Consider the following 25200-nt stretch of genomic DNA (forward strand, 5'->3'; position numbering starts at 1 on the left):
AAGGAGGTGCAAGAATGGATAGCACAAGGCTCCGGGAGCTCCGGGCCGGAAGAAGAGTATCCCTTGAAACATTGGCAGAAGTAATCGGTAAATCCATTGTTTCATATAGCAAGAAAGAAAGGGGAGAGGTTAAGTTCAAGCCGGATGAAGTTATTGCATTGTCTGAATTTTATGGGCTGTCATACGATGAGATGAACGCCATTTTTTATGACAATAACTTACCGAATGGTAAGTTTGACGAATTGAACAAAATTCTTTCGGGCCTTGGTATCATTTAGGTTTAGTTTAGCAGATAAGGAGAAAAAAGAACATGGATTGTGGATGTGTAAATACGGGCATAAGCATCTACTTTCAGTGTAGGATTTTGGCAGCAAAGAACAATGCACATCTCAAAAGCAGGGAAAGTGCGGCAGAATATTTCGGTATTTCTGTTTCGTCTTTGGCAAATTATGAGAGAGGGATCACAGTACCACCCTTAGATTTGATAATGATGATGGCTGATGTTTATGGGGCGCCGCAGTTGAAAAATCGGTATTGTTTAGAGCAGTGTCCATTAGGAAAACAGCAGCCGGTATCTGCAGAGATTAAAACACTGGAAGCAGTAACGGTTGGAATAATAGCAAAGTTAGATGGAAAAGAAATCGAAGAGATGCGTAGAGAACTTCTGAAGATAGCTGAGGATGGAGAAATATCTCCAGACGAAGAAGAAGATTTTACAGCCGTATCAAAAGAATTGGATAAGTTGGCAGTATCCATCAGCGAATTAAGACTGATAAAAGAGCGGCTGATAAAGAATGGCGGTGATACTCATGGATTTTGAGAAGATAAGAGAGTATCTAAAAACCGAGTTTGGAATTGAGACAGTTGAGGAGTTGGAAGAGGCTTGCGAAAAAACGAGAGATATAGATATTGGATTATTCGTAACGCCGATATTCTGGAAAGAAAGGAGAGTAGCGCAGTGAGGAAACGAAAGAAGAAACAAATCATGGTAGGAGAGAAAATTACGGGAATTGGATTTTTTTTAATTGCGCTTATGGGATCTGCTCTGGATGGGTCAGAATGGAAAATTCCTCTAATGGGAGTGATTGCCGGAGTAGTAATTATGATAGTTGGAGAAGTCGTAGTAAGAATGGAGAGTGTGATGAATGTGCAATATCTGTCTAAAGATGCCTTGCGATAGCAGGTGTCCAAACGCACCAGAACCCAAACCGGTCAGGATGTGTTTAGAGTGCGGAGCTGAAATATTTGAAGGAGAAAAATTTTATGACGGACATAATGGTCCTGTATGTATAGAATGCCTGGAAGACATGACGGTATCAGAAATGATGGAGTTGTTCGGAGAAAAACTGACAACGGCGGAGGTGGCATAAATGGAATTGAATAAAAAAGGGCTTCCATTTTTTACGGAATTACGCTTTGAGGATAAACGTCATATTTACACATTAGATGGACAAATTCTTCCAAGTGTCACAACGGTAATGAAGCCATTAGATGAAGCACTTTACAGAGGAATAGATGAAAGTATTATGCAAATGGCAGCAAATCGGGGAACTGCGATACATAATGCGGCTGAAAATTATGTTTTGTATGGCATAGAAGATATTGAACCGAGATATGCAGGATATTTTGAAGCATTTTTGAAGTTTTGGGAAGAGCATGCTCCGAAGCCGTTGGCAACGGAAAGTAGAGTTTATCACAAAATATTGAGGTATGCCGGAACGGCAGATTTACCATGCGTGATTGATGAGAAAAAGATTCTGATAGATTACAAAACATCAGCAACAGTAAACCGAATGTTGACTGGAGTGCAGTTGGAAGCCTATGCGAGAGCGTATGAGAGTCATGGATTTAGATTTGACGAAAAGGCTATCGTACATCTGAAAAGCGATGGTTCCTATCAGATGGTGAGATATAAAGCCAATGATATAGAGAGTTGGCAGGTATTTTCTTCCTTAATGGTAGTTTGGAATCATATACAAAAGTATAAATAGGAGGTCATGTGAAAATGGCGAAAAAAGCAAAGTTGTTGATTATTGCGGATGAAAAAGGTGACGTGAGAGTAGAAATCGAAGGTACACCTCCGGATGTAATGTATTTGGTAAAAATGGCATTGAAAAAAGGGAATGCTGCATTACAGAAAAGTCATTGCATAAGCAAAGAGGATGCTGATGATCTGATTGATGAAGTGATCGAAGATTACCAGACTGAAACCAAGATGGGTACAGAAGCGGCGATTCTGAGAATAATTGCAAAGATGGCAATGATTTTATAGGAGGACTTTATGAGCAAGGAAGTTACAGAAGCAGTAGTAGCAAGAATAGAAACACCGGTAGAACTGGTGCGGGAAGAGGAACTTCAGCAGAGCAATAGTCTGGTTGAGAGACGAGCCAAAGAATTGAAAATATTAACCAATGAGGATTATGAAAAAGCAGCTGAATTTGGACAGAAAATTAAGACTCAGGCAAAAGTAGTCACAGATTTTTTTAAGCCAATGAAGGACAATGCTTACAAGGCACATAAAGCGGTGTGCGACAGAGAAAAAGCGATGTTGAAACCACTTCAGGAAGCGGAAAGAATCTTAAAAGTGAATATTGCCGCATATCAGAAAGAGCAGGAAAGAAAAAAGAGAGAGCTTGAAGAACGGATGCGGTTAGAGGCTGAAGCAGAAAGGGATAAGAAACTGGATGAAGCGGCGGCTGCTGAAGAAGCTGGTAATCATGCGGAAGCTGAGATGGCTCTTGTAGAAGCGCAGATGGTTGAAACAGTAGCTACAAGCACAACGGTTGTAATGAGTACGCCAAAGACAAAGGGAATCGGAATAGCTAAAGATTGGGAAATTGAATCAATAGATCATGAAAAAGTTCCGGTTGTATTCTCAGGAGTAGAAATTAGACCGGTTGATGAAAAAGCAATTATGCGGCTTATTAGAGCGACAAAGGGAAGTATACAGATTCCGGGAATCAAGTATAAAGAAACAGCAAAAGTGAGTATCAGGAGGTAAGCAAGATGGAAGAGAAGATGTTGAGTGTTGTTAAGTATGATGCTGGTGGCGTAGAAATAAAACTGGAACCGGAAACAGTCAAAAATTATTTGGTAAGAGGTAATGGTAAAGTGACCGATCAGGAAGTTTTGTTCTTCATCCGGACTTGTCAGGCGCAGAAATTAAATCCTCTGGTATACGGAGAAGTGTATCTGATTAAGTTCGGAAATGAACCGGCACAGCTGGTTATTGGAAAAGAAACCTATATGAAGAGGGCATTCAAGAATCCGAATTACAATGGAATGAAATCAGGGATTGTTGTTCAGCGTGGAGAGGAAATTATACAGAAAGAAGGGACTTGTCTTTATCCATCAGAAACACTCCTGGGAGGCTGGTGCAGAGTCTATCATGAACTGAACAGTAAGGAAACGGAAACTTTCAAAGAGGTATCGCTTCAGGAATACCAGAAGTTTAAGGATGGAAAGCCTATGGCGAATTGGGGAAGCAAGCCATGCACCATGATTGAAAAAGTAGCAGTCTCTCAGGCGGTAAGAGCAGCGTTCCCGGATGATTACCAGGGATTATATACAGCAGAAGAATTTGGCTATACAGATCGGGATGCAGAGAGAGGACGGGTTCTTGATACTGGCGCAACAGGAACATCCGAAACCGTATGTGACGTTTACATCTCCCAGGAACAGCGGCAGGAGTTTTTTGACCTTGCTACTGGATTCTATGGAAAGAAGAAAGGTAATGCAGTTGTAAAGTATATCTGTAACAATATGGGGCTGGATTCAACTACGAACATGACAGTGGATCAGTTCGAGAAAGCAATGGCTATTCTGAAAAATGGAATCGAAGTAGACAAGAAAAATTCAGAGAAGGAAGAAGAGAGTTCTGAAGACGTAGAACCAGAAAATGAGTAGTTCTAAATGGCGGCGGAAACATATCTGCCGCCACCAAAAGGGCGGTGATGATGTTGGCATGGATTAGCGTACATGACCATGTAGTAGGAGGAAAACTTCGAGAATTGGCAAAAGATATTAGGTGTTCTCAAAAAGAAGCTCTCGGAATCCTTGTTTCTTTGTGGTTATGGGGACTAAATAATGCAGACCAAACCGGGAAACTACGTAGTTGCGATAAAAGCGATGTAGCAGGGGCTGTTTTCTCAAATGGACTGAGTGAAGGGCTGAACAAAATGGAAATCGTAGAAAGCCTTATTGCGCAGCGATGGATTGATGAAAATGAAGAGGGGGATTTATACCTACACGATTGGGATACATGGCAGGAGCAGTGGTATAAGTTTCTGAAAAACAAAGAATACGATGCAGAGCGAAAACGGGCTGAGAGAGCCAGAAAAAAAGCTGAGATCATGAAAAAAGAACAGATGGGAGAAAGTTCTGAAAGCAATACGAAGGATAATCCTACGGACAGTCCGCCGGACGATCTTGCGGACAGTCCACCGGATGCAAAGGAAAAATCCAAAAAGGCAGTAAAAAAGAAAGTTGTGAAGAAACAATATGCAGAGTATGTCTCCCTGAAGGAAGAAGAGTATAGCAAACTTGTATACGGATACGGAGAAAAGGCTACAGAAAAATTTATCGAAGAGTTGAATCTTTACAAAGGCTCTACCGGAAAAACATACAAGAGCGACTATATGACGATTTTGAACTGGGTGACAGATAAGGTCAATAAGAAATACCCGGGCCTGATACGGCATCCAGCTCCAGATGGAACGTCAAAAGAAATTCAGACTCAGAAATCGCTTGAAGATAATCCGTTCGGACAGTGGAAGGAGTAGATGAAAGGTGATAGGAGAAGTTGCAGAAAAAGTGCTTGTTGATATTACAGATTCAGCATATTCGCTGCCCGATGATTACATCGGGAGCGATGGTCTTTTATATTGCGGGAAATGCAACACAAGAAAAGAAGGGGAAATCATTTGGTTTGATGGCAAACCGAAGAAAGTGCCGGTAATGTGTAAGTGTCGGATAGAGGCTAACCAGATAAAAGAAGAGCAGCTTCGTAGAGAAGAGGAAATGAGTAGCATTCGGAGAGCAAAAATTAGTAGCATGATGGACGATACATTTCAGGCAGCAACTTTTGAGAATTTTCAGACGAGAAAAGAAAATGAGAACCATCTAAAGATTGCAAAAAATTATTGTGAAAAATTTCAGATCATGTATGAAAGAAACCAGGGACTTCTTTTCTATGGCACAGTCGGGACTGGGAAAAGCTACATGGCGGCTTGTATTGCAAATTACCTGCTGGAAAGAAATACATCGGTGGTAATGACATCATTTGTCAGAATACTACAGGAGATGCAGGGGTTTGACCGAGAGAGAGAGGAAGCCTTTTCCAATCGTTTAAATAGTGTCAGGCTGCTGATAATAGATGACCTCGGAGCAGAGCGAAGTACAGATTATGCTCTGGAAAAAGTATATGGAATTATCGACAGTAGATACAGGGCCAAAAAGCCATTGATTCTCACAACAAACCTCACGCTCCAGCAGATGCAGAATACTACAGATATTAGGTATGAAAGAATCTATGACCGGATATTTGAAATGTGTTATCCGATGGAGTTTTCTGGAACATCTTGGCGGAAGCGTCAGGCGTTCAAGAGGTTTGAAGAGACGAAAAAGATACTGGAGGGATGAATATGGACAGCAAAGAAGTAGGAAAGTATATCAGGGCTATCCGGGAAGAAAGCAAGATTTCTCAGCGGAAATTGGCTGAGATGACCGGAAGAGGGGAAAGTACAATAGGAAATTATGAGACCGGAGCAACAGATATCCCATGCTCGGCTCTTCTGGACATAGCTCAGGCGCTGGAGGTTGGACCAGAGGAACTGTTTGGAGTGAGGCGGGATAAATTCAATCCGTTGGCGGAGCTTAGAATTTATACCCAGGAAGACCGGCAGACGGTATCTGGAATTTTGGTAAAGAATGGATATACAGTCCGGCAGATTAAGGTTCCGAGAGAGAAAGGGAAAAGCAACTATCTCTGCCTTCAGGCTAAACTGGAGGAATCCAGCTTAGAGAGTCAGTAGGAGGTAATACATGGATGAAAGAGTGTTGAAGTGGGTGGAAGAGCATGACGGAGACAAATGGTGTCAGTATTGCAGATTTAATTATGACTGTGATGGCGGAGTGAGAGGCGGACCAAGTGGACCAATTTTCCCGCCTTGTGCAGATGGAGAACCAGAAATGTTCTTGGATGAAAATGCGATATTGGAGGCGATAGAAAGTGAAAACGGTTAAATTCACTGTATATGGTGAGCCGAAAGCAAAGGGAAGACCACGGGTATCAGTCAGAAAATCTGCTGACGGAGAAAAGACCTTCGCCAGAGCTTACACACCAAAGAATACAGTGATGTATGAGAATCAGGTAAAAGCAGAATACGGAGTTCAGTGTGATAACTTCCGGTTTCCAGATGAAGCAATGCTGGATGTTCGGATTTTTGCCTTTTATGGGATTCCGAAAAGCGTTTCAAAGAAAAAACGGCAGGAAATGATAGAGGGGAAAATTAGACCGGTAAAGAAACCGGATTTTGACAATATCGCAAAGGTTATATGCGATAGCCTCAATGGCATTGCATACAGAGATGATGCAATGATCGTGGACGGGATGTTCCGGAAATATTATTCGGAGCAGCCCAGAGTGGAAGTGAAAATTATGCAGATCGGAGGAGAAGATGACACCTAATGAAGAGCTGTTGATTGAAGCATTTATGAGACATTGCTTTTCTTGCCCGCTGGATGATGATGCTGAAATTGATTTTGAAAGAGAGTGCATAGGTTATAGAGAACATGGATGTAAAGAATGCATTCTAAAACATATAGAAAATCTGAGATAGGAGAGCGATATGGGAGATTACAAGGAGTTACGAATTGAAGCAGAAACCTTTGATAAGATGAGAAGAGATGCTGACATTGTACTGCAGAGGGCGATTGGAACCATGAAAGAGAAGGAAAGCATGGATGGGAAGGTAACAATCACGATTGATATTAAGCTGGTTCCGGAATTTATACCGAACTATGATCCGGCTATTCAGGGAGAAACCAGAAAGATTCTGAAACCAAAATTCGACCACAAGGTTACATCCGCCATTAACATCAAGAATGAGGAAAAAGGAAGCGTAAACCCGGAGATGGCGATGGTATGGGATGAAGATAAGCAGGAATATGTTTTGACTTATGTAAATAACACCTCGCAGCGGAGTATATTTGATACAGATCTTCAGGAGGTTATGGATGAAACTGAGAAAAATCCTGAAGTTCCGTTACTGGAAGGCGATGTAGAAGATGAGATGGAGTTTTTGGAACCAGCGGGAGAAGATGATTATACATATGATGATATCGTATAGGAGGGAAAAAGATGAATGCAAAAGCTCTTGAAATGAATCATGCGGTTATAGTAGGAAAAATTGTATCAGGATTTACTTATAACCATGAATTATATGAAGAAAAATTTTTTACAGTATATGTAGAAGTGGAAAGAACCAGTGGAAATAAAGATACATTGCCGGCGGTAATATCAGAACGTTTGATTAATGTGAATAAGGATTATATAGGACAAATGGTGGAATTAACAGGTCAGTACCGTTCTTATAATCGGCACAGTGGAGATAAGAGCAGGCTGGAGTTATATGTTTTTGTTTTGGATATAAATTTCATAAAAGAGTTTAAGGATTACACAAAGTCCAATGAAGTTTTTCTGGATGGATATATCTGTAAAAAACCAATCTATAGAAAAACGCCATTGGGAAGGGAGATTACAGATCTTCTGCTTGCAGTAAATCGTTCCTATGGAAGATCGGATTATATACCCTGTATTGCCTGGGGAAGAAACGCAATGTACGCCAGAGAAATGGAGATAGGAAGCAGACTCTGCGTTTATGGAAGAATCCAGAGTAGAGAATATTTGAAAGTGTTACCTGAAAAACAGATAGAAAAAAGGGTGGCATACGAAGTTTCGATCAGTAAACTGAGAAGAATATCAGATGTATGAGTTTGCTGAGCTAAAAGCATATAAGCCAGATCAGGAAGGAACTCATTTGCAAATTTTCATTCCTGATCGGCATTTGGAAGAAGCAATAGTAAAGAAACGGATTAAAGATTGTATGATCTGGCTGGATGATGGAAGGCATATCAGCGCAGAGCAGAGAAGGAAAGCATATGCCACAATCTGGGATATTGCAGATTTTACCGGGTATGCACCGGAGGAAATGAAGGAGAGGTTGAAGCTGGAACACATTATCCGGACTGGCTGCAAAGAGTTTTCTCTTTCAGACTGCACAATGGACACAGCCAGGGAGTTTATCAACACTATGTTGGATCTGGCACTTGAAATGGGTATTCCGCTGATGGATTTCGGGAGTAACCGGACGGATGACATAGATCATTACCTATGGGCTTGCTTGAAGAACCAAAGATGTGCTGTTTGCGGAAGATATGGGGAAATTCATCACGTAGACAGCATCGGGATGGGAAATGATCGGGAAAAGGTGGATGACTCTAACCATCGGAAGATATGTTTGTACAGAATCCATCATACAGAGGTGCATACCGTAGGGATGGCTAAATTTGAAGAGATGTATCGGGTGTATGGGATAAAGTTTAAGGAGGAGAGGAACAGTGAGAACTGATAATTCATTTGGAAATTGCAGAAATTGCGGGGACCGGATTTTATGGATTCGGACAGCAGCAGGAAAGAATATGCCGGTAAATCCAGAATTGATAAGCTATCGTGCGGTTTCGGGAGGAAAAGAGAGAATTGTTACACAGGACGGAAGGGTGATTGCTGGAGAGAAATGCAGTTCGGCGATTGCTGACGGAATCGGGTATATCTCTCATTTTGCCACTTGCGGAAAGTGAGGAGAAAATGACAAAGCAGGAAGCATATAAATCCTTCCGGTGTTGGCATTGTTCATATCGGGATAGCGATAGCGGGGAATGCATCTGCGGAGATCCGGATGATGAAAATTGTCCGAGAGATATGGAAGAACCGGACAGGGTAGAAGAGTAAAAGAAAGGACAGCCCATTGGTAAGGCCATCCTTAATATGTCTCGTAAACATATTGTATCAGAAGTATAGAAAAAACGCAATCAGCGAAAAAGGAGGGTTTTACCAATGGGAAAGAATGGTGGAAGACAAACACTGAGTAAGGAGATGCTGGAGGCGATTGCGGAGAAGGCGGCGGAGATAGCTGCAGAGGTAGCGACAAATACTTACCAGCAGAAAGTAAAGGAAGAAGAGAAAGCGAAGTTCGATAAGAGATACAAGAATACGAAACTCCTTCTGGAACATTATCGAGATTTCTCGGATTATGGAGATCGGGCGATATATAGAATCTATGAGGAGCTGGATGAAGACATTGTGGATATTATTGAACTGATGGAGGGAAGAAGAAGAGATAATGATGGAAGGATAGAAAGTATCGAGAGAGGGGTAATAAGGACCAAAGTAATCATGAACCATGTGAATACCATGCTGGAAGTGTACAGAAAAAGCTGCGAACAGTCCCCGTACAATGAGGAGAAACGCCGGTGGAGGGTGATTGAAGGGCTGTACCTGTATAAAGTACCGAAAACGGTGCAGGAAATCGCTGAAGAAGAATTTGTAAATGAACGTACCGTATACAAGGACATTAAGGCAGCTTGCAAGCGTTTGACGGCTCTTATCTTTGGAATTGATGGATTTGAACGGTAGAATGGAACCACGGGACAGTCACAAGGGCAAAACGAGGGCATTGACAGTTCTGCTTACTGTATGGTAAGATGTAACCCGTGAACAACTCATATGTCACTCCTTAAAAATAAGGGACTTTCGATTGACACCAGACAGTAAAGGGTTAGAATGAAGATAAGGAAACTTACCAAAAGGTAATTACAGAGGTGATAGAAATGATTCGGAAGAGTGACATTGTGAGAAGCTTGGTTGCAGAACATCAGTACAAGAAAGCGCTGAGAATTGCAAAAGACTTCCGGCTAGGTATCACACCAGAGCAGTCATTGCGGATGAAAAAAGCGTATGAGTGTATGGTGCATGAAAGGTTCTACTTATCCCTGGGTGAAGACACGAAGGCAAGAATTGCTGAAGGAATTGAAACATTAGTCGACATCTATGGAAGGGAGAATGATAAGAATGCCAAAGTTGTATACCAGCAGATTTAGTAACAAGGAGTTGGAAACGGGGAAATATACGGTAGTCGGAGTTGTCCGAAGTATGCCGAGGTTCCCAGTGAAGTATAGGATTTCCGGTGACATCATACAGATAGCGCCGCCAGGATACCTCTGGAATGAAAATGATAGAGCAAGATTCAGAGAACCGTACTTCAGACATTTAGAAAAAAGTGGATACCCAGTCATCGGGGCTATCATTCAGTCGTATCTGGATGAAGGAAAGGATGTAGTGCTTTGCTGCTATGAAGATGTCCGGAAACCTGGTGAATGGTGTCATAGATTGGTCTTTGCTGAATGGTGGTACAAAAAGACGGGACAGAAGATAGAAGAGCTTCCAGATCCGTCACCGGATCCCGGAGAAAAGCAAAGGAAGAAAGAGGAGCAGAAGCTGAGAGAAGAAGAGTCCGGATATGAGCAGCTGTCGTTCATGGGAGATTTGTACCACATGATGTATCCTCACTACAATACCTAACCGCTGATAGCTTAGTGTTAAAGCACCCGGCTCTTTACCGGGAGGACGCAGTGTTTGATTCCTGCTCGGCGGACCAAAAACAATGCCTCACTCAGAAATGGGTGGGGCTTTTCTTATGACTTGGATTTGTGCAATGTGACAGTAGATGTCTCTCCGATCACGGGGAATATAAAATTACTGATTGGTAAGTATGCACAATAAAGTTGTGAAAGTGTAAAGCGGTTGGTTTATGCAACGGCTTTTTCTTATGCCTGGGATGTTTTACAGTGTAATCCAGAGGCTTTATAGTTCCGGGCAATAAAATATACGGAAAAGAAGGAGGGAAAGGAAATGGCGATGTTTCAGAATCCTGGGGCATTCTTCCTGGGAACACTGGTTCCATCGGAACAAAAGTTCCTGAAGGTGCTTTTGGAAAATGCCAGAAAGAACGGGTACACAAAGTTCGTAGAGCCGTGTGCTGGTGCATTTGCCATGTCACATCTGGCAGTTCAGTCCGGGTTCAAACCGAGTGAGGTTGAGTCTTCAGATGTTTCTATGTTCACATCAATCATGGGATATGCAGTAACAGGTAAACCATTGGACGAGTTGGAGATTCACGCCAAAGGATTCAGCGATGAAGAATTGCTGGATCCGGCGGTGGCGATGTATGCGTGGAAGTATCTCAGCACAGTAAAGAACGCTGGTAAGGAGTATTTCTATAATTTCATGTTAGACCTGGCAAGCCGGAGGGAGGAACACATTAGAAATATCAGGGAGCAGCTGGAACGGGCAAAAGGAATCCTGAATGGAATGAACTACCGGGCGCTGGATATGTGGAAGCATATGGACGAGGTTCTGAATGATGAACACTGTATTGTTATTGCGAATCCGCCAACATACGCCGCAGGATTTGAAAAGTATTATGATACTGGCGGCATGATGACCTGGAAGGAACCAGAATATGGAATCTTTGATCCGAAGACAGGCTTGCAGGAGTTCATGGATTTGTGCAAGGATGCAAAATGCCTGGTTCTTTGCTATGAGGAAAATGAGCCAGGAAAGACTGCCGGAGAACCGGTATTTGCCAGATATGGTGTCCGTAGCGGGGTAAATGTGTATCTTACAGCTAATAGACCAGAAGAGGCAACAGACCTGGCTAATGGAAAGAAGATTGCCAGACCGGGCGAAAGCAAACTTAATTGTCTGGAATGTAGTATGCTGCCAAGAGATTACGAAATTACAGAAAAGACAAAGGTGCAGTTATGCCAGATTGAAAGGGCGGAAGCTCAGTATTACCGTCAGTTGTGGACTCACAACTTTGTTGGCTCCTCTGCGCCGATCAACATAGCTGTTCTGATTGACGGGAAAATAGCTGGTGTATTTGGCGTTGATAAGGCAGCGCTTACAATGGGAGCATTTGGTACTCAGGTATCGGATGCTCTTTTCTTGATGTACGGAATGACAGTTCCGCACGTCAAGTACCGGCTGGGAAGATTGTTGACTATGTTGGCTCAGAACAGAGAATTTGTATATAAGATATGCACAGATCTGGAGAAAGAAAAAGTCGGACATCTAAAAACAGTCCAGATGACAAAGTATCCGGAGGCGAAGGAAATGCGTGGAGTTATGAAATTGACAAAGCGTGTTCCTGATCCGAAGATGGGATTCAGATTGACTTATGAATCAGAGCTAAAGGAGCGGACAGAAAAAGAAACGCTTACAGAATGGTTAAGGAGGGAAAATAAATGGCAGAAGGAAAGAGCGAAAGCCAAAGCAAAATCCGATACGAGCAAATAGCTGATATGGGTTCCGGGCTGATTATCGCAAGAGTTCCAGCTGAGTGTATCAGGGAACAGGATATAAACGCCCGGATTATGAAAAATGAGATGCAGCGACAGTTGACGGACAATATCAAGAAAAGAGGTCAGCTTGAATCGCTGCCTTTTTGTGCGCTGACAGAAGACGGAAATAGAATTGAAATTATTTCCGGACATCACAGGATACGTTCCGGAAAGGATGCTGGAATTAAAGAGTTCTTTGTTATCTTGGATGTCAGCGGATTGAATCGTTCTAAGATTGTGGCAAAGCAGATTGCACATAATGCGATCAGTGGATTTGATGACCAGTCCACACTTAAGGAACTGGCAAAGATGCTGGAAGATGTAGATGATATGATAGAGAGCTATGCCGGAAAGGATATTCTTGAAGAACCGGAGGCAGAGCTGGAAAAGTATCTATCTCCCACAGTAGATTTTGATTGGAAGAACCTGACATTTACATTTCTTCCACATCAGATTGCAGATTTGCAAAAACTCATTGATGCACTGGAAAGTACAAAACCAGATTTCCTCGGAGTTGCTGACATAGAACAGTACAAGCCATTTCTTGAAACGCTTACAAAATATCAGCAGTTCGCCAATGTAAAGAATACCGGAGCCGCCATCCATGCCATGATTAAATGTACGGAGCAGATGTTTGAGAATATCGGGTATACGGAAGACAGTGAGTGGGTACAACTGACAAGTATCTTCGGTAGCAGCGCCGTACCAGCAGAGGCAGCGGAAATTATCCAAGAAGCGGTAAAGAAAATGGCAGACGAAGGCGTGATAGGTTCTAAGAATAAGTGGCAAGCCATTGAATACCTGGCGGTTGAGTACCTGACCGGGAAGTAGGATAAAGCATGGCAGCACCGTTGAAATATAACCAGGCATACCACGATGACTGGGCTTGGTCCTTAGCCATAAAAGGTGCTACCGATGTGGAAATAGCTGAAGCCTTCGGAATATCGGTCAGAACACTGAATAGATGGAAGAAGGACCATGAAAGTTTCATGGTAGCATTGACAGCTGGAAAGGACCAGGCGGATGCGAAAGTGGAGAAGAAATTGTACGAGCGTGCCATCGGATATCGGTACACAGAAAAGGAGACGGTATTGGAGATGGATGCGGATGGAAATAGAAAACCCTTGAAAGTAAGAACTGTGGAAAAGGAATGTCCTCCGGATGTGCTTGCACAGATGTATTGGTTGAATAATAGAAAGTCCAATCTGTACAAGAGGAATCCAGAAAATTTCATCAAGCAAGAGGCAATCGAAACTGAGGACGATGTAGTGTTCTATCTTCCAGATAACGGAAGGGACGGTGATCCGCATGAGTAAGGAGCGGATTATTATTAAGCCACAGCCGGGACCCCAAGAACAGTTTTTGGCAACGTCTGCGGACATTTGCATCTATGGTGGAGCAGCTGGAGGTGGTAAAACTTATGGACTGCTCATGGAGGCAATGCGGCATAAGAACAATGGAGATTATGGTGCGGTTATCTTCAGGCGGAATTACACCCAGGTAACAGCACAGGGGGGGTTATGGGATTCCAGTAGAAGCCTATATAGAAATATCCGTTATGCCGTACCTAGGAAGACGCCGAAACTCCATTGGGAATTTGCAAGTGGGGCAAGCGTGAACTTCGCACATCTCGGAAGTGATGATGATTGTGAAAGTTGGCAAGGTTCACAGATTACCATGATAGGATTCGATGAATTGACACACTTTACCAGATATCAATTTTTCTACATGATGTCTCGAAATCGTTCAGATGCGAATATAAAGCCTTATATCAGGGCAACTTGCAACCCGGATGCAGATTCGTGGGTTGCTGATTTTATATCATGGTGGATAGATCAAGAAACCGGATACCCAATAAAAGAGAGAAGCGGAAAGATCAGATATTTGGTAAGAATCAATGATGAACTGATATGGGCAGATACAAGGCAAGAATTGGTAGACCAAGGAGTAGATGCAGACGATATCAAGAGTGTCACATTTATTGCCAGTACCCTTCAGGACAACAAAATCTTGATGAAGAGGAACCCGAGCTATCTTGCAAACTTGAAAGCCTTACCTCTGGTGGAAAGAGAACGATTGCTTTACGGAAACTGGAAAATCAAACCTGCGGCAGGGCTGTTTTTCAAACGCACTCAGGTAGGGGAAATCCTAAGTCAAGTTCCTGATGATATTATAGCTGTTTGTCGAGGATGGGATCTTGCTGCTACTGACAGGGATGAAGACAATGATGCAGCATATACTGCTGGAGTGCTGATTGGAAAGAGAAGATGCGGAAGGTTTGTTGTACTGGACGTTATCAACAAACAGATTAAGGCAGGAGAAGTACGGAAACTCATCTATATGACGGCAAGAATTGATAGAGATAAATATAGTTGGTCTGGACTTGTAAGACAAAGACTGCCGCAAGATCCAGGTCAAGCAGGAAAAGACCAGGCTCAAGGATACGCAAAACTACTTGCTGGATACGATATAAGGATACTTCCGGAGTCTGGAGATAAGGCAACTAGAGCAGCACCAATGGCAGCACAATGGCAGATGGGGAATTTTGATATTATGACAGGAGATTGGAATGAAGAATATCTTAATCAGCTAGAATCATTCCCGGAATCAAAATTCAAGGATATGGTAGATGCGGGAAGTTCTGCTTTCAACGAAATTACAATAGGCATGGAATTTAACATTAGTGGACTGGTAAATTAAGGAGGTGATTTGAAGATGAATGATAATAATTTGCGGCTTGATGGATATGTGAACATGGTAAATAAGGTCGGAACAAAAAAAGATCCTCTTGAAAATTACCAGTATGCTTATGAAAATCCAACACCAGATATAGACTTGGCACAGATATACGCAACAAATGGACTATTTACAAACATTATCAACAAGCCGGCAGAACTCGCCCTAAAAAATGGGTATAACCTCCGGATGGGAAATGCAGATATAGAAAAACAAGTGGAAAAGCAGCTTGCTCGCCTTAAATGGAAATCGAATGCAGCAAAAGCACTGAAATGGTCTCGGCTTTTTGGCGGGGCAGTAGTTCTTCTTGGAATTGATGATGGGAGAGACTGGGACGAACCTGTTGACAATTCATCTGTTATCGGAATCAGTAACATGATGGTTTTTGAGAGACCAGAAGTAACTCCAGACTACAATTCCATTTATTCACGCTCTTTGGATTTTTCATCCTTGGAGCGTTTTTCGTTACCTGAGTATTACATGGTAAGCCCCATATACGGAGGCCAGCAAATCAAAGTGCACGAATCGAGGCTGTTACTCTTCCGAAATGGCGAGATTCCGAGAACTGGCTCCATGAACACAGACTATATGTTTTTCGGGATCCCGGAATATAACCGGATTAAACGGGAGCTTCGAGATACTATGACAACGCATGGAAATGGTTATAGATTGCTCGAACGATGTGTACAGGCAGTTTACAAGATGAAGAACCTTGCTGCACTTATGGCAACAAAAAACGGCGAAGATGATGTTATTCGAAGAATGCAACTCATTGATATGGCAAGGTCGTTGCTTAACACAATGGTTATTGATGGTGAGGGCGAGGAGTGGAATTTCCAGACCTTCCAGTTGGGCGGAGTTAAGGATATTATAGATGAAAGCTGCAACCTATTATCTGCAGTTACCAATATTCCCCAGACTGTCCTGTTCGGACGTTCTCCGGCCGGCGAAAATGCAACCGGCGAAGGAGACCTGACTAATTATTACGATTACGTTGGGCAGATGCAGGAATTGAATATAACGGATAATCTCCGGCGGGTTATTGACCTGATTCTGCTGGCAGAACATAACACTGGGGAAATTCAGGAAATCCCAGAATACGATCCAGAACCGATTCCACTATGGAACAAGTCGGAAAAGGAACAGGCTGAGCTTGATAATTCCAGGGCTCAGGCTGCATTAACGAAAGCACAGGCTGCACAGGTCTACGTTGACATACAAGCATTAGACCCCATGGAAGTGCGAAGAACATTAGCCTCTGAAGATGAATTCGAGGTTGATGAAATATTATCAGAAGACGATATTGGAAGTGAGCTGGATATTGATGGGCTGATTCAGGAGAGCATCCAAAATCAGAAAGAATCAGAGCTGGGGCCGGAACAGCAGGATTTGGCGCCCCGGGAAACCGATATTACAACTGACGGTAAAGACATAAATAAAGGAGCTGCAGTAATTGTCGTAAAGAACGGAAAGATTCTATGCGGAAAGAGAAGTGATAATGGTCTTATTTGCGGACCTGGTGGTCATATTGAAGAAGGAGAGAACGCAGAAGAAGCAGCCGTCCGGGAAGCAGCCGAGGAATTCTCGATAACTCCAAAATATGTAATGTACCTGGGTAAAATCGGAGCAGTGAAGGGCTGCCTGCCGTCTTCAATTTTTCTATGCACAGAATTTGACGGCATTCCAGAGTGTGACCACGAAGAGATGGAGAAAGCCGGATGGATGAGTCTTCAAGAACTACATCAAGAAGATTTGTTCCCTGCCTTTGAAGAGTCGATAAAAATGCTTATCAATTTAATTGCTGGAGGATAAAAGATATGCGAAACGATGAAAGGGAGTGGTCGAAATTGACAGCAGAGATATGATGAACGAGCAGACCCAGAAAAGGTTTCATGGCAAAACAATCGTACCATCAAAGTACATTCCCAAATTCCCTGAATCTGCGGAAAGGGATTACCTGCGCTTCATGAATCAGTACGTAACAAAAGCTCTAAAAGCAGAATTACAGGCTTCTTTACCTGAACTCATACAAATCCTATATGAAGCAGAAAAGGACGAACCTAGAGCAAATCAGAAGCTCACATTTGATTCTAAGGACAAGGCAAAGGAAAACGCTGAAGAAAGAGCCATGAATAGAAGGGATACACTTGCAATAATAGCTGTGAAGATGGAAAGCTGGTTTGAACGTTTGAAGAATGCATTTCGTAACGGTCTCAATATCTACTTCCTGAGAGACCAGCTCAACCGGATTGCAAACGCCAATCGGAAGCTGACGGTTAAGGAATGGAAGAAGGTAATCGGGAAAACTTTGGGGATAAATCTGCTCGAAGATTATTTTGACGGGGATTTCTTCTCGGAGGCGATAGAACAATGGATTTCTGATAATGTTGACCTGATTGTAACGATTCCCAATGATGCCCTGGATCACATGAAAAAGGTTGTTTATGAATCGTATATGAGCGGTAAGCCGGTAACAGCTATTGTGAAAGATATCCAGAAAAGCTATGGAACCACGAAGTCTCATGCAAGGCTGATAGCAAGGGATCAGATTGGGAAACTGAACAGTCAAATAACTCGCTATCAGCAGCAGTCCTGCGGTGTGAGTCAGTATCAGTGGAGAACCGCAGGAGATGGGAGAGTAAGATCCGGTCATAAGAAACTTGACAAGAAGATTTTCTCTTGGGACAATCCGCCGATTGTAGACAATAGAGGAAGGAGATGTCATCCTGGAGAGGACTACCAGTGCAGGTGTATTGCCGTGCCAGTGCTGGATCTTAAAAAATTGGATATACCTGTAGATGGTACAGTGCAGAACAAAAAACGAGGTAACTGAATATGAGATTAAGAAGAGTGAGCCGATTGGACAGCATACCGCTGACATCGGCTTATTTTACGTCTGAGGGCTATCTTCGGGACAGCCCGATTGTAACCACCTGTGGAATTTTTGAGTATCAGAATGATGATGGAAGCATTCACAGGGAACTCAGACTGCCGGAGGACGTGTTTTCCGAAGATAGCCTAAAAACATATCGAGGCAAGCCTATAATCGTAACACACGATGCAGGAGAGGTCACAAAGGACAATGTACATCGGGAGATTATAGGAACTATGCTGTCTGATGGATTCAGAGACGGCGATAACGTTCGGGCTGATATTGTAATTCACGATTCAGATCAGCTCAAAAGTGGATTGCGTGAGCTTTCCCTTGGATATGAGTGTGAACTGGAAGAAAAGCCGGGAACATGGGAAGGAAAGCCCTATGATGCAATTCAGCATAACATACGCATCAATCATCTGGCTCTTGTGGAAGAAGCGAGAGCGGGGCACGAGGCCAGATTGAATTTAGATGGCAAAACAAAAAAAGGAGGAAAAAGCAACATGAAGAAGTTTAATTTTGACAGCGTGGCCGGCGCCCTGACACCTGAGCAGCTGCAGGCAGCAGTGGAAATGTACATGGCCGCTAACCCTGGAATCGCAGAGGTTCTGGATTCTGAAGGGGAAGCTCAGGAGGATCCGATTGATAAGATTCGAGCCAATGCAGATCGTAGAGATGCCGATATGTCTACTGTAGGAGCCGAGGAAATCCCGACCATGCATGAGGAAATTAAAACGCTGCTGTCCGAGATTGATAAGCTGAATGGCGCCAATGACATGACTGCTGATGGCGAGGGGGCTGAAGGAATCGAGGAAGCCAAAACGGACAGTGAGGAAACGGAGGAGACAGAAACCAAAGCGGACGAAGAGGAGGAGGCAAAAGCGGATGGCGATGAGACAACTGCTCCAGCAGAGGATACATCAGTAAAGATGGATTCTGTAGAGCGCAACTGGGCAGAAATGTACTCAATCTGCCAGATGGCTTCCAAACTTGGTCTTGGTGATGGATTCGTTCCCAAGAGCGTAGTTGATGGTAAGAAACAGATCATCCGCGCAGTAAACCCGAAAATGAAACTGGATGGAAAATCCCGTGACTATGTGAACGGTGCATACCAGATCGCCGTACAGCAGGCCATGAATCGCAAGACGGTAGCTGCCAATATCCGGAAAGTAGTTGGAGATACAAACCAATTACATGCAGATTCCGCAGTTACAAGCAGCGCAGAGGATGCAAGAAATAAAATGATGTCCCGCATGATGAGAAAGGAGAATAAATAATGGTACAGAGAGATTATGGCTACAATCAGCCGCTTGGCCTGCCCGGTGGCATCTATGATTTATCCCCGAAGAAAATTGTAACAAGGACCACAGACCCGAATGTGAGCGTCAAGCCGGGAATGGGGCTGGTAAGAGGCGCTTCTGAAGGTGAAACAGTTAAGCTGCCTGTTACCGGAACTGCAGCCGATAAGTTTGAGGGAATCCTGGTTCATGGCTCTAAGCAGCTGGAACAGACTATGAATGGAGCTGTCGCAACTGCCGGAAGTGATACTGTAGGTCTGATGCAGCGTGGACGCATTTGGGGACTTGTTGCATCTACGGCAACGATTGCCTATGGAAAAGGCGTTGCGCTTATCCTTTCTGGAGAGAACGTAGGTCGCTTTACTGATGCTTCCGATGGATCTGAATCTCAGAAGGTTGCTCTTCCGGATGTAATTTTTACAGGTAGAGCGGACAAAGACAATGAAATTGCTGTAATTGAGATGAAATAAGGAGGAGATAACAACATGAAAAATGCAAAGAGATATGATGCTGCAGATGCTCGCAGACTGCGAGAGAGTGCGGTAGTAATGGAAGTTGCAAGAAGCGAACGACCGTCCGTAAACCATTTTGATGGGGTGGATGATGCGAGTGCTTTCTTCGCAAGAGAGCTTGATTATGTAAAGACCAAGGCTTACGACAAGCAGTATCCAGAATTGTCTGCTCTGAATTACCTTCCGATCACGTCAGAGGTTGATGAAGGAGCTGAAAGCGCGACATGGTACGGCTACGAAATGACCGGTATTGCGGATATCATCAACAACTACGCTGACGACCTGCCGAGAGCTGATGTTAAAGGAGAACCGACCACAGTAAATATCAAGTCCATTGGTGTATCCTATGGCTACAACGCCCAGGAAATGAGAGCCAGTGCATTTACAGGTAAGAACCTGGATGCCAGAAAGGCTACAGCGGCCAGAAGAGCCCACGACATGAAGATCAACCAGATTGCCTTCATTGGTTCTGATAAGGACAAGATGATTGGAATTTTCTCCGACAATAATGGAATTCCGGAGTTTACTCTGTCCGAAGTGCAGACTTCTGGCGGAAATAAAACAGAGTTCCGGTACAAAACGGCAGACCAGATTCTCGCAGATCTCAACGGTATGCAGCAGTACATTGACGAGCTGACAAATTCCATTGAGAGGCCGGATACTCTGGCGCTTCCGTCTCATATCTACATGGATCTGTCCACCAGACGGATTCCGGATACCGAAACAACTGTGCTGAGTTTCCTGAAGGAGCATTCCCCGTACATTAAGAATTTCGAGAGCTGGAATGAACTGGGAGCAAATGCAAAGTTGTTCAACCCGACTGGAAAGAATGTCATGTTCCTTTACACGAAGGATACTGAGAAGTTCTCTCTTGAACTGCCAATGCCGTTCCGCCAGTATCCGGTACAGGTTAAGAATCTGGAAACCGAGATTCCCTGCGAGTCTCGCTGCGCCGGATTAATGATTTACTATCCATTTTCCATGCTACTTGCAAAGGGAGTTTAAGAAAGAAGGAGAAAAAACATGAAGGTAAAAAACGTAGGTATGAAGATTATTGGGAATCAGTCTTTTCGGCTGCTTCCCGGCGGAACAATGGAAGTGACAGGAAAAGAGTTGTGGGTAACGGATTATTTGGACGAGGGAAAGCTGAAAGTTATCGAGGACGATAAGAGGGAAGAACCGATCCCAGAAGCCAATGTAGGAGAAATATCCGAAGAACCGATTCTGGAAGCCAGTGTAGAAGAAATATCCGAAGAAAAGAAAAATGAACCGGATATGGAAAGTGATTCCCGGGATACCGAAGAACCAGAAAAAAAGACTGCCGGTAGAAGAAAAAACCAAAAGGCAGAGTAAGGAGGAATCATGCCGACGAAATTGACAGCACTGGAAATCATTCGTCTTACAATGCCTGAATTTAATGAAATCCAGGACGAAATAATTAAAAAATGGATTACTCTGTATTGTCCGCTTGTCGATGATGTAAAGTTTAAGGATATGTATGAACAGGCCGTCGCTCTGGTAGTTGCTCATAAAATGAAACTGGCCGGATATGGAGAAAAGATTGCAGGAACCAATATATCCATGAATCAGGTGGCTGGAGTAACAAGTGTTTCTGAGGGCGAAACCAGCTTGACTTTTGATTCGTCGGCAAATTCTTTGATTGCATCAAGCCCAACTGATGCAGAGTATGCAAAAACGGTATATGGGCTGCAATTCCTGTCGTTACGAAACCAGATGATCATGTCTATTGTAATAGATGGGAGCGGTGTCAGACCATGGCAAAAGTAAAGATTACAGATGAATACACTGCCGAAGGGCTTAGGTTAAAAAAGGCTCTCAAGGAACTTGATAAGCTGGAATGTTTTATCGGTTTCCAGCGCGGGGAAGCGAAAGAGAAAGATGGAACAGATATCACAGATATTGCAGCATGGAATGAGCTAGGAACAAGTAGAGGGATTCCGTCCAGACCATTTATCCGGAATACTGTCGATCTCCATGAAGATGAAATCAATGATACGTTAGATCAGATGGTTACTGAAATTATGAATGGGGCAACAGCAGAACAGGTATTAAGGGAAACTGGAGCTTACCTCAAGGGCAAGATGCAAACAGAAATTACAGATGGTTCCTATGCTCCAAATGATCCAGCCACGATAAAGAGAAAAAGATCAGACAAGCCTTTGATTGATACAGGGGATATGAGAAGAAACGTGAATTATCAAATCGGAAAAAGGGGGAGACTGTAATGGTTTTATTTGGAAAAAACTATATTGTCCGCCGCTTTGAGGTGAAAGTAGAGAGAGGTCGCGAGGTAGCGACATTTTTTGATGCTGTTTATAACCTCGATGTCCAGAATCCCATGGATACATCACAGGTATATGCGGAAGGAGCAAGACGGGAACCGATGTTAAAGGTATGGTCTGATATTAAATTTTGCGTGTCAGATCAGCTGGAACAAACACATGCAGACTGGATCTGGGTAGATGGGCAATGGTGGCAGTGTAAAAGCTGCAGATATGCCAAAAACACAATCCTGTCACATTTTATTTCGGAGTTTGTGCGGGTTCCGGAAAATGAGCCGAAGGAATATACATCAAAGCCGGAGGTGGCAGAATGAGGCTATACGATTTAAAAGAATATCTGTTCGATCTGGTGTCCAATTATTTTACTCATACCAATGTGGTATGGGCGAACGAAGTAAGTAAGAAGCCGGCACTTCCGGCAGTGATGTTGACTCTTCGGAACCCCAGAAAAGAATCCTTTCCCATGATTGTCGATGGACGCAATGATGAAATCAGAGCATATCAATGCTCGGCCACACTGGAAATTAACATATTTTCGAAGGGGGGAAAGGTTGGGGGAGGATACAGCGATGACACCATGGCTGACATGATGGATTTTTTGCTGTATCTGTCAAGCCCGGAGATTTTGGATGAGCTGTGCGCAGCGAACATCTGTATTGATGAAGGGAATGTGCAGCCTATTCCGACATTATTAGGAGAATCAAAAACAGAATTTCGAACTATGGCAGAGCTGGATGTACATTATATCCAGCTGGCATCCGGTGCATACGGAGTAAAGGTGCCGCCGGAAGAAAAAGTATATGCCGGAAATGGAATATGGAAACCGGCATCGCCTGTTGAGGATGAATCAGAATGGAAGCCTACATCTGCAGGTGGAGGTGCTTATGATTATGTATCAACCAGCACAGAAATTATTGAAGAAGCTGAAACAGAGGAGGTAAAAAACAATGGCTAATACAATTAATGGAATTGTGAATTGCGATATCAGTTTGGAAAGTCCAGCTACATCGGTGGTATCTACATCAGGATTGCTTCTGGTAGTAAAAGGAGCCGAAAGCAGTAAAGGAGAAATCAAATATTATACGGATTTGCAGACCCTTGCGACTGATGGATACACAGAAGATACAGCAGCATATAAGGCCGCACAGACAGCATTCGCGCAGTATCCGAAGCCGGAAGGGGTGTATCTTGCCCCCGTCATCAAAGAAGAGGATCCGGTAGAGGCGGTGAAAAGAGCACTTACAGTAGATGGATGGTATCATATTTTACCAGCTGGAATCTCTTTAGAGAAATACAATGCACTGGCCGTGTTTACGGAGACCCAGGAAAAAATGCTCGGTCTTACTTTGGGCGCGGAAGAGGAATCTCCTATCCTGCAGACCGGATTAATGAGAACACATGTTTGGAGACTCGCAAGCAACCAGACTGGGGATTATGATAAATTCCTGGCTATCGCGGTAGCGGCAGCAACCAGTAGCACTGCACCCGGATCTGAGACCTGGGCCTATAAGACCCTATCTATTATCAATCCAGGAGTATTTACATCAACAGAAGTAAGCACAATGGATGGCAAGTGTGAGAACTACTATGTTCAGATTGCAAAAAAAAACGTAACACAGGTCGGAAAAGTAATCGGAGACGAGTGGTGTGATATCATTCGGTTCCGTGACTGGCTGAAGAACCAGATCCAGATGAATGTGTTCAACATTCTTGTGACAAACGATAAGGTTCCGTTCACCGACGGGGGCATCACATTGGTAGAGAATGCACTGAAAGCAGCGCTGAAAGCCGGTCAGAATGCAGGCGGAATTGATACAGACAGCATTGACGAGAATGGAAACCTGATTCCGGGGTACACCACATATGCCCCTCTGGCAAGCAGCTTTACGGCAGCACAGAAAAAGTCACGTAAGCTGACTGGTCTTAAATGGAATGCACGCCTCTCTGGAGCGATCCATCTTACAGAGCTCGGCGGAAAACTTGGATATTAAAAGAGGAGGTTAAATATGGCTACGAGAACATACAACAGTAAGAAAGTAACTATGGCGGTAGGAAATCATATCGTATCTGGATATGCTGCTGATTCTTTTGTGACGATTGAGGAGACTGGAGATGGCATCACATCAGAAGCAGGAGCTGACGGGGAAGTGGTAAGAAGCATTTCCCCGGATCCTCGTCATACGGTCAAGATTTCCCTTATGCAGAATAGTCCGACAAATAAATTCCTTTTGGAGCAGTACAAGAAAGATAAGACTGACGCAACGGGCTCTTTTCCTCTCCTGATTAAGGATTTAACATCAGAAGAGGTGTTTTCTGCAGATGAAAGCTGGGTGGTAAAAAAGCCCCCATTTTCAAGAGGTAAGGCGGCTGGAACCCGCGAGTGGGAGCTGTGTGCCGTAGGAGAATTTGAATAAATAGGAGGTACGATTGAATGTATAATGCAATGTTAAAGCAGACGGAAGTGCAGATTGATGGCACTTCCTTTTTCATTTCCCCGTTTCCGGTATTTACGGCAGCCAGAATTACCGCACAGCTGTCCAAAACTCTGTCTCCGGTACTTGGCGCCCTGGTAGCTCTTGCTGGAGATGACTTTGGTGACAATGAAAATGCGGAAGAAGTATCTGATCTTTCCAATGATGATATCGTTTCCAGTATCCCGGCGTTTACAGCGGCTCTGGAAGGCATCAAGCCTATGGAGTTCGAGAAGATGCTCAGGGAGTTGCTTGTAAACTCCAGAAATATCGCTTATAAAAACGGTGATTATCCAAGTGGAGAAATCCTGACAGAAGATGCCATTAATGCTTTGTTTGCTGGAAAAAACCAGAACATGTACATTTTGGCATACCATGTGATTAAAAATAATTTCTCTGGTTTTTTCGAGAAATTCAGAGCCCGATCTGGCAATGCACTGATGAAGACTCTGAAGGAGAAGTACGGCTACGAAAGTACGGAAAGTTCGACACCAGCAGTTACACCGATCTCGAATTACGGTGCTATACGTTAATTAAATCGGGTAT

38 protein-coding genes and 1 tRNA gene are annotated in these 25200 nt (G+C 43.5%); all 39 read left to right on the forward strand.

Going from position 1 to position 25200, the window contains the following annotated elements; translation table 11 throughout:
- Window positions 1-14 precede the first annotated feature (14 nt).
- The 39 genes from ACESON_RS11150 (at window position 15) to ACESON_RS11340 (ending at window position 25187) form a co-directional block, all read left to right on the forward strand.
- Window positions 15-278 carry a helix-turn-helix domain-containing protein gene (locus ACESON_RS11150; protein ID WP_373109848.1) on the forward strand — a complete coding sequence of 88 codons (264 nt, stop codon included), beginning with the start codon at window positions 15-17 and terminating at the stop codon, window positions 276-278.
- Window positions 279-310: 32 nt separating this feature from the next.
- Window positions 311-820, forward strand: coding sequence for a helix-turn-helix domain-containing protein (locus ACESON_RS11155; protein WP_373109849.1), 510 nt, complete (start codon window positions 311-313; stop codon window positions 818-820).
- Complete coding sequence (locus ACESON_RS11160) at window positions 810-962, forward strand: hypothetical protein (RefSeq protein ID WP_373109851.1); 153 nt, start codon at window positions 810-812, stop codon at window positions 960-962. The genes ACESON_RS11155 and ACESON_RS11160 overlap by 11 nt, the downstream gene beginning before the upstream one ends.
- Entirely contained in the window at window positions 959-1180 is a 222-nt protein-coding gene (locus ACESON_RS11165; RefSeq protein ID WP_373109853.1) for a hypothetical protein, read from the forward strand. The genes ACESON_RS11160 and ACESON_RS11165 overlap by 4 nt, the downstream gene beginning before the upstream one ends.
- A 190-nt stretch (window positions 1181-1370) precedes the next feature.
- On the forward strand, window positions 1371-1991 hold the full coding sequence (locus tag ACESON_RS11170; RefSeq protein WP_373109855.1) for a hypothetical protein: 621 nt from the start codon (window positions 1371-1373) through the stop codon (window positions 1989-1991).
- A gap of 14 nt (window positions 1992-2005) precedes the next feature.
- Window positions 2006-2272, forward strand: a complete 267-nt coding sequence (locus tag ACESON_RS11175; protein WP_373109857.1) for a hypothetical protein — start codon at window positions 2006-2008, stop codon at window positions 2270-2272.
- Window positions 2273-2281: 9 nt separating this feature from the next.
- The gene (locus tag ACESON_RS11180) at window positions 2282-3001 is read left to right on the forward strand and encodes a hypothetical protein (protein ID WP_373109860.1); all 720 of its coding nucleotides are present in this window, start codon (window positions 2282-2284) and stop codon (window positions 2999-3001) included.
- 5 nt (window positions 3002-3006) lie between these two features.
- Window positions 3007-3906: a phage recombination protein Bet gene (bet, locus tag ACESON_RS11185; protein WP_373109862.1), complete on the forward strand. Its 900-nt coding sequence runs from the start codon at window positions 3007-3009 to the stop codon at window positions 3904-3906.
- A gap of 47 nt (window positions 3907-3953) precedes the next feature.
- Complete coding sequence (locus tag ACESON_RS11190) at window positions 3954-4781, forward strand: hypothetical protein (protein ID WP_373109864.1); 828 nt, start codon at window positions 3954-3956, stop codon at window positions 4779-4781.
- Window positions 4782-4788: 7 nt separating this feature from the next.
- Window positions 4789-5640 (forward strand): ATP-binding protein, encoded by an 852-nt coding sequence (locus ACESON_RS11195; RefSeq protein ID WP_373109866.1) that lies wholly within the window; start codon window positions 4789-4791, stop codon window positions 5638-5640.
- A gap of 2 nt (window positions 5641-5642) precedes the next feature.
- Window positions 5643-6032, forward strand: coding sequence for a helix-turn-helix domain-containing protein (locus ACESON_RS11200; protein WP_373109868.1), 390 nt, complete (start codon window positions 5643-5645; stop codon window positions 6030-6032).
- A 10-nt stretch (window positions 6033-6042) separates the two neighbouring features.
- Window positions 6043-6243 (forward strand): hypothetical protein, encoded by a 201-nt coding sequence (locus tag ACESON_RS11205; protein WP_373109870.1) that lies wholly within the window; start codon window positions 6043-6045, stop codon window positions 6241-6243.
- Window positions 6230-6688, forward strand: coding sequence for a RusA family crossover junction endodeoxyribonuclease (locus ACESON_RS11210; protein ID WP_373109872.1), 459 nt, complete (start codon window positions 6230-6232; stop codon window positions 6686-6688). The genes ACESON_RS11205 and ACESON_RS11210 overlap by 14 nt, the downstream gene beginning before the upstream one ends.
- A complete protein-coding gene (locus ACESON_RS11215; protein ID WP_373109875.1) occupies window positions 6678-6839 on the forward strand; it encodes a hypothetical protein in 162 nt (53 codons plus the stop codon). The genes ACESON_RS11210 and ACESON_RS11215 overlap by 11 nt, the downstream gene beginning before the upstream one ends.
- A 9-nt stretch (window positions 6840-6848) precedes the next feature.
- A complete protein-coding gene (locus ACESON_RS11220; RefSeq protein WP_373109877.1) occupies window positions 6849-7349 on the forward strand; it encodes a hypothetical protein in 501 nt (166 codons plus the stop codon).
- A gap of 11 nt (window positions 7350-7360) precedes the next feature.
- Window positions 7361-7993, forward strand: a complete 633-nt coding sequence (locus ACESON_RS11225; protein WP_373109879.1) for a single-stranded DNA-binding protein — start codon at window positions 7361-7363, stop codon at window positions 7991-7993.
- On the forward strand, window positions 7986-8630 hold the full coding sequence (locus tag ACESON_RS11230; protein ID WP_373109881.1) for a putative HNHc nuclease: 645 nt from the start codon (window positions 7986-7988) through the stop codon (window positions 8628-8630). Before ACESON_RS11225 ends, ACESON_RS11230 begins: the two co-directional genes overlap by 8 nt.
- Entirely contained in the window at window positions 8620-8859 is a 240-nt protein-coding gene (locus ACESON_RS11235; protein WP_373109883.1) for a hypothetical protein, read from the forward strand. Before ACESON_RS11230 ends, ACESON_RS11235 begins: the two co-directional genes overlap by 11 nt.
- 256 nt (window positions 8860-9115) lie before the next feature.
- Window positions 9116-9694, forward strand: coding sequence for a hypothetical protein (locus ACESON_RS11240; protein ID WP_373109885.1), 579 nt, complete (start codon window positions 9116-9118; stop codon window positions 9692-9694).
- A 194-nt stretch (window positions 9695-9888) separates the two neighbouring features.
- Entirely contained in the window at window positions 9889-10158 is a 270-nt protein-coding gene (locus ACESON_RS11245; RefSeq protein ID WP_373109886.1) for a hypothetical protein, read from the forward strand.
- Window positions 10121-10639: a hypothetical protein gene (locus tag ACESON_RS11250; RefSeq protein WP_373109888.1), complete on the forward strand. Its 519-nt coding sequence runs from the start codon at window positions 10121-10123 to the stop codon at window positions 10637-10639. The genes ACESON_RS11245 and ACESON_RS11250 overlap by 38 nt, the downstream gene beginning before the upstream one ends.
- Window positions 10640-10715: transfer RNA gene (locus ACESON_RS11255), tRNA-Lys, on the forward strand.
- A 254-nt stretch (window positions 10716-10969) separates the two neighbouring features.
- Complete coding sequence (locus ACESON_RS11260; protein WP_373109889.1) at window positions 10970-12415, forward strand: hypothetical protein; 1446 nt, start codon at window positions 10970-10972, stop codon at window positions 12413-12415.
- Entirely contained in the window at window positions 12364-13290 is a 927-nt protein-coding gene (locus tag ACESON_RS11265; protein ID WP_373109891.1) for a ParB N-terminal domain-containing protein, read from the forward strand. The genes ACESON_RS11260 and ACESON_RS11265 overlap by 52 nt, the downstream gene beginning before the upstream one ends.
- An 8-nt stretch (window positions 13291-13298) precedes the next feature.
- The gene (locus tag ACESON_RS11270) at window positions 13299-13775 is read left to right on the forward strand and encodes a helix-turn-helix domain-containing protein (protein WP_373109893.1); all 477 of its coding nucleotides are present in this window, start codon (window positions 13299-13301) and stop codon (window positions 13773-13775) included.
- Entirely contained in the window at window positions 13768-15159 is a 1392-nt protein-coding gene (terL, locus tag ACESON_RS11275; protein WP_373109895.1) for a phage terminase large subunit, read from the forward strand. The genes ACESON_RS11270 and terL overlap by 8 nt, the downstream gene beginning before the upstream one ends.
- A gap of 15 nt (window positions 15160-15174) precedes the next feature.
- A complete protein-coding gene (locus tag ACESON_RS11280; protein ID WP_373109897.1) occupies window positions 15175-17007 on the forward strand; it encodes a DUF1073 domain-containing protein in 1833 nt (610 codons plus the stop codon).
- Window positions 17008-17056: 49 nt separating this feature from the next.
- Window positions 17057-18028 (forward strand): minor capsid protein, encoded by a 972-nt coding sequence (locus ACESON_RS11285; protein ID WP_373109900.1) that lies wholly within the window; start codon window positions 17057-17059, stop codon window positions 18026-18028.
- A 2-nt stretch (window positions 18029-18030) separates the two neighbouring features.
- The gene (locus ACESON_RS11290; RefSeq protein WP_373109901.1) at window positions 18031-19347 is read left to right on the forward strand and encodes a DUF2213 domain-containing protein; all 1317 of its coding nucleotides are present in this window, start codon (window positions 18031-18033) and stop codon (window positions 19345-19347) included.
- Window positions 19347-19838, forward strand: coding sequence for a hypothetical protein (locus ACESON_RS11295; protein WP_373109903.1), 492 nt, complete (start codon window positions 19347-19349; stop codon window positions 19836-19838). The genes ACESON_RS11290 and ACESON_RS11295 overlap by 1 nt, the downstream gene beginning before the upstream one ends.
- 15 nt (window positions 19839-19853) lie before the next feature.
- Window positions 19854-20885, forward strand: coding sequence for a DUF2184 domain-containing protein (locus ACESON_RS11300; protein ID WP_373109905.1), 1032 nt, complete (start codon window positions 19854-19856; stop codon window positions 20883-20885).
- Window positions 20886-20903: 18 nt separating this feature from the next.
- Window positions 20904-21233 carry a hypothetical protein gene (locus tag ACESON_RS11305; protein ID WP_373109907.1) on the forward strand — a complete coding sequence of 110 codons (330 nt, stop codon included), beginning with the start codon at window positions 20904-20906 and terminating at the stop codon, window positions 21231-21233.
- Window positions 21234-21242: 9 nt separating this feature from the next.
- Window positions 21243-21668 carry a DUF4054 domain-containing protein gene (locus ACESON_RS11310; protein ID WP_373109909.1) on the forward strand — a complete coding sequence of 142 codons (426 nt, stop codon included), beginning with the start codon at window positions 21243-21245 and terminating at the stop codon, window positions 21666-21668.
- A complete protein-coding gene (locus ACESON_RS11315) occupies window positions 21656-22126 on the forward strand; it encodes a hypothetical protein (protein WP_373109911.1) in 471 nt (156 codons plus the stop codon). The genes ACESON_RS11310 and ACESON_RS11315 overlap by 13 nt, the downstream gene beginning before the upstream one ends.
- Complete coding sequence (locus ACESON_RS11320; protein ID WP_373109913.1) at window positions 22126-22497, forward strand: hypothetical protein; 372 nt, start codon at window positions 22126-22128, stop codon at window positions 22495-22497. Before ACESON_RS11315 ends, ACESON_RS11320 begins: the two co-directional genes overlap by 1 nt.
- A complete protein-coding gene (locus ACESON_RS11325; protein WP_373109914.1) occupies window positions 22494-23138 on the forward strand; it encodes a hypothetical protein in 645 nt (214 codons plus the stop codon). The genes ACESON_RS11320 and ACESON_RS11325 overlap by 4 nt, the downstream gene beginning before the upstream one ends.
- Window positions 23131-24174, forward strand: coding sequence for a DUF3383 family protein (locus tag ACESON_RS11330; protein WP_373109915.1), 1044 nt, complete (start codon window positions 23131-23133; stop codon window positions 24172-24174). Before ACESON_RS11325 ends, ACESON_RS11330 begins: the two co-directional genes overlap by 8 nt.
- 15 nt (window positions 24175-24189) lie before the next feature.
- Window positions 24190-24597: a phage protein gene (locus tag ACESON_RS11335; RefSeq protein WP_373109917.1), complete on the forward strand. Its 408-nt coding sequence runs from the start codon at window positions 24190-24192 to the stop codon at window positions 24595-24597.
- Between the two features lie 17 nt (window positions 24598-24614).
- The gene (locus ACESON_RS11340; RefSeq protein ID WP_373109919.1) at window positions 24615-25187 is read left to right on the forward strand and encodes a phage tail assembly chaperone; all 573 of its coding nucleotides are present in this window, start codon (window positions 24615-24617) and stop codon (window positions 25185-25187) included.
- Window positions 25188-25200 lie beyond the last annotated feature (13 nt).

The organism is Lachnoclostridium sp. Marseille-P6806 (genome assembly GCF_964238185.1).
Classification (GTDB): domain Bacteria; phylum Bacillota; class Clostridia; order Lachnospirales; family Lachnospiraceae; genus Brotaphodocola.

Excerpts from the sequence above, each read along its gene's own strand:
- ACESON_RS11150 (WP_373109848.1), top strand. The coding sequence starts at position 15 with ATGGATAGCACAAGGCTCCGGGAGCTCCGGGCCGGAAGAAGAGTATCC.
- ACESON_RS11155 (WP_373109849.1), top strand. The coding sequence starts at position 311 with ATGGATTGTGGATGTGTAAATACGGGCATAAGCATCTACTTTCAGTGT.
- ACESON_RS11160 (WP_373109851.1), top strand. The coding sequence starts at position 810 with ATGGATTTTGAGAAGATAAGAGAGTATCTAAAAACCGAGTTTGGAATT.
- ACESON_RS11170 (WP_373109855.1), top strand. The coding sequence starts at position 1,371 with ATGGAATTGAATAAAAAAGGGCTTCCATTTTTTACGGAATTACGCTTT.
- ACESON_RS11175 (WP_373109857.1), top strand. The coding sequence starts at position 2,006 with ATGGCGAAAAAAGCAAAGTTGTTGATTATTGCGGATGAAAAAGGTGAC.
- ACESON_RS11180 (WP_373109860.1), top strand. The coding sequence starts at position 2,282 with ATGAGCAAGGAAGTTACAGAAGCAGTAGTAGCAAGAATAGAAACACCG.
- bet (WP_373109862.1), top strand. The coding sequence starts at position 3,007 with ATGGAAGAGAAGATGTTGAGTGTTGTTAAGTATGATGCTGGTGGCGTA.
- ACESON_RS11190 (WP_373109864.1), top strand. The coding sequence starts at position 3,954 with ATGATGTTGGCATGGATTAGCGTACATGACCATGTAGTAGGAGGAAAA.
- ACESON_RS11200 (WP_373109868.1), top strand. The coding sequence starts at position 5,643 with ATGGACAGCAAAGAAGTAGGAAAGTATATCAGGGCTATCCGGGAAGAA.
- ACESON_RS11205 (WP_373109870.1), top strand. The coding sequence starts at position 6,043 with ATGGATGAAAGAGTGTTGAAGTGGGTGGAAGAGCATGACGGAGACAAA.
- ACESON_RS11215 (WP_373109875.1), top strand. The coding sequence starts at position 6,678 with ATGACACCTAATGAAGAGCTGTTGATTGAAGCATTTATGAGACATTGC.
- ACESON_RS11220 (WP_373109877.1), top strand. The coding sequence starts at position 6,849 with ATGGGAGATTACAAGGAGTTACGAATTGAAGCAGAAACCTTTGATAAG.
- ACESON_RS11225 (WP_373109879.1), top strand. The coding sequence starts at position 7,361 with ATGAATGCAAAAGCTCTTGAAATGAATCATGCGGTTATAGTAGGAAAA.
- ACESON_RS11230 (WP_373109881.1), top strand. The coding sequence starts at position 7,986 with ATGTATGAGTTTGCTGAGCTAAAAGCATATAAGCCAGATCAGGAAGGA.
- ACESON_RS11240 (WP_373109885.1), top strand. The coding sequence starts at position 9,116 with ATGGGAAAGAATGGTGGAAGACAAACACTGAGTAAGGAGATGCTGGAG.
- ACESON_RS11245 (WP_373109886.1), top strand. The coding sequence starts at position 9,889 with ATGATTCGGAAGAGTGACATTGTGAGAAGCTTGGTTGCAGAACATCAG.
- ACESON_RS11250 (WP_373109888.1), top strand. The coding sequence starts at position 10,121 with ATGATAAGAATGCCAAAGTTGTATACCAGCAGATTTAGTAACAAGGAG.
- ACESON_RS11260 (WP_373109889.1), top strand. The coding sequence starts at position 10,970 with ATGGCGATGTTTCAGAATCCTGGGGCATTCTTCCTGGGAACACTGGTT.
- ACESON_RS11265 (WP_373109891.1), top strand. The coding sequence starts at position 12,364 with ATGGCAGAAGGAAAGAGCGAAAGCCAAAGCAAAATCCGATACGAGCAA.
- ACESON_RS11270 (WP_373109893.1), top strand. The coding sequence starts at position 13,299 with ATGGCAGCACCGTTGAAATATAACCAGGCATACCACGATGACTGGGCT.
- terL (WP_373109895.1), top strand. The coding sequence starts at position 13,768 with ATGAGTAAGGAGCGGATTATTATTAAGCCACAGCCGGGACCCCAAGAA.
- ACESON_RS11280 (WP_373109897.1), top strand. The coding sequence starts at position 15,175 with ATGAATGATAATAATTTGCGGCTTGATGGATATGTGAACATGGTAAAT.
- ACESON_RS11285 (WP_373109900.1), top strand. The coding sequence starts at position 17,057 with ATGATGAACGAGCAGACCCAGAAAAGGTTTCATGGCAAAACAATCGTA.
- ACESON_RS11290 (WP_373109901.1), top strand. The coding sequence starts at position 18,031 with ATGAGATTAAGAAGAGTGAGCCGATTGGACAGCATACCGCTGACATCG.
- ACESON_RS11295 (WP_373109903.1), top strand. The coding sequence starts at position 19,347 with ATGGTACAGAGAGATTATGGCTACAATCAGCCGCTTGGCCTGCCCGGT.
- ACESON_RS11300 (WP_373109905.1), top strand. The coding sequence starts at position 19,854 with ATGAAAAATGCAAAGAGATATGATGCTGCAGATGCTCGCAGACTGCGA.
- ACESON_RS11305 (WP_373109907.1), top strand. The coding sequence starts at position 20,904 with ATGAAGGTAAAAAACGTAGGTATGAAGATTATTGGGAATCAGTCTTTT.
- ACESON_RS11310 (WP_373109909.1), top strand. The coding sequence starts at position 21,243 with ATGCCGACGAAATTGACAGCACTGGAAATCATTCGTCTTACAATGCCT.
- ACESON_RS11315 (WP_373109911.1), top strand. The coding sequence starts at position 21,656 with ATGGCAAAAGTAAAGATTACAGATGAATACACTGCCGAAGGGCTTAGG.
- ACESON_RS11320 (WP_373109913.1), top strand. The coding sequence starts at position 22,126 with ATGGTTTTATTTGGAAAAAACTATATTGTCCGCCGCTTTGAGGTGAAA.
- ACESON_RS11325 (WP_373109914.1), top strand. The coding sequence starts at position 22,494 with ATGAGGCTATACGATTTAAAAGAATATCTGTTCGATCTGGTGTCCAAT.
- ACESON_RS11330 (WP_373109915.1), top strand. The coding sequence starts at position 23,131 with ATGGCTAATACAATTAATGGAATTGTGAATTGCGATATCAGTTTGGAA.
- ACESON_RS11335 (WP_373109917.1), top strand. The coding sequence starts at position 24,190 with ATGGCTACGAGAACATACAACAGTAAGAAAGTAACTATGGCGGTAGGA.
- ACESON_RS11340 (WP_373109919.1), top strand. The coding sequence starts at position 24,615 with ATGTATAATGCAATGTTAAAGCAGACGGAAGTGCAGATTGATGGCACT.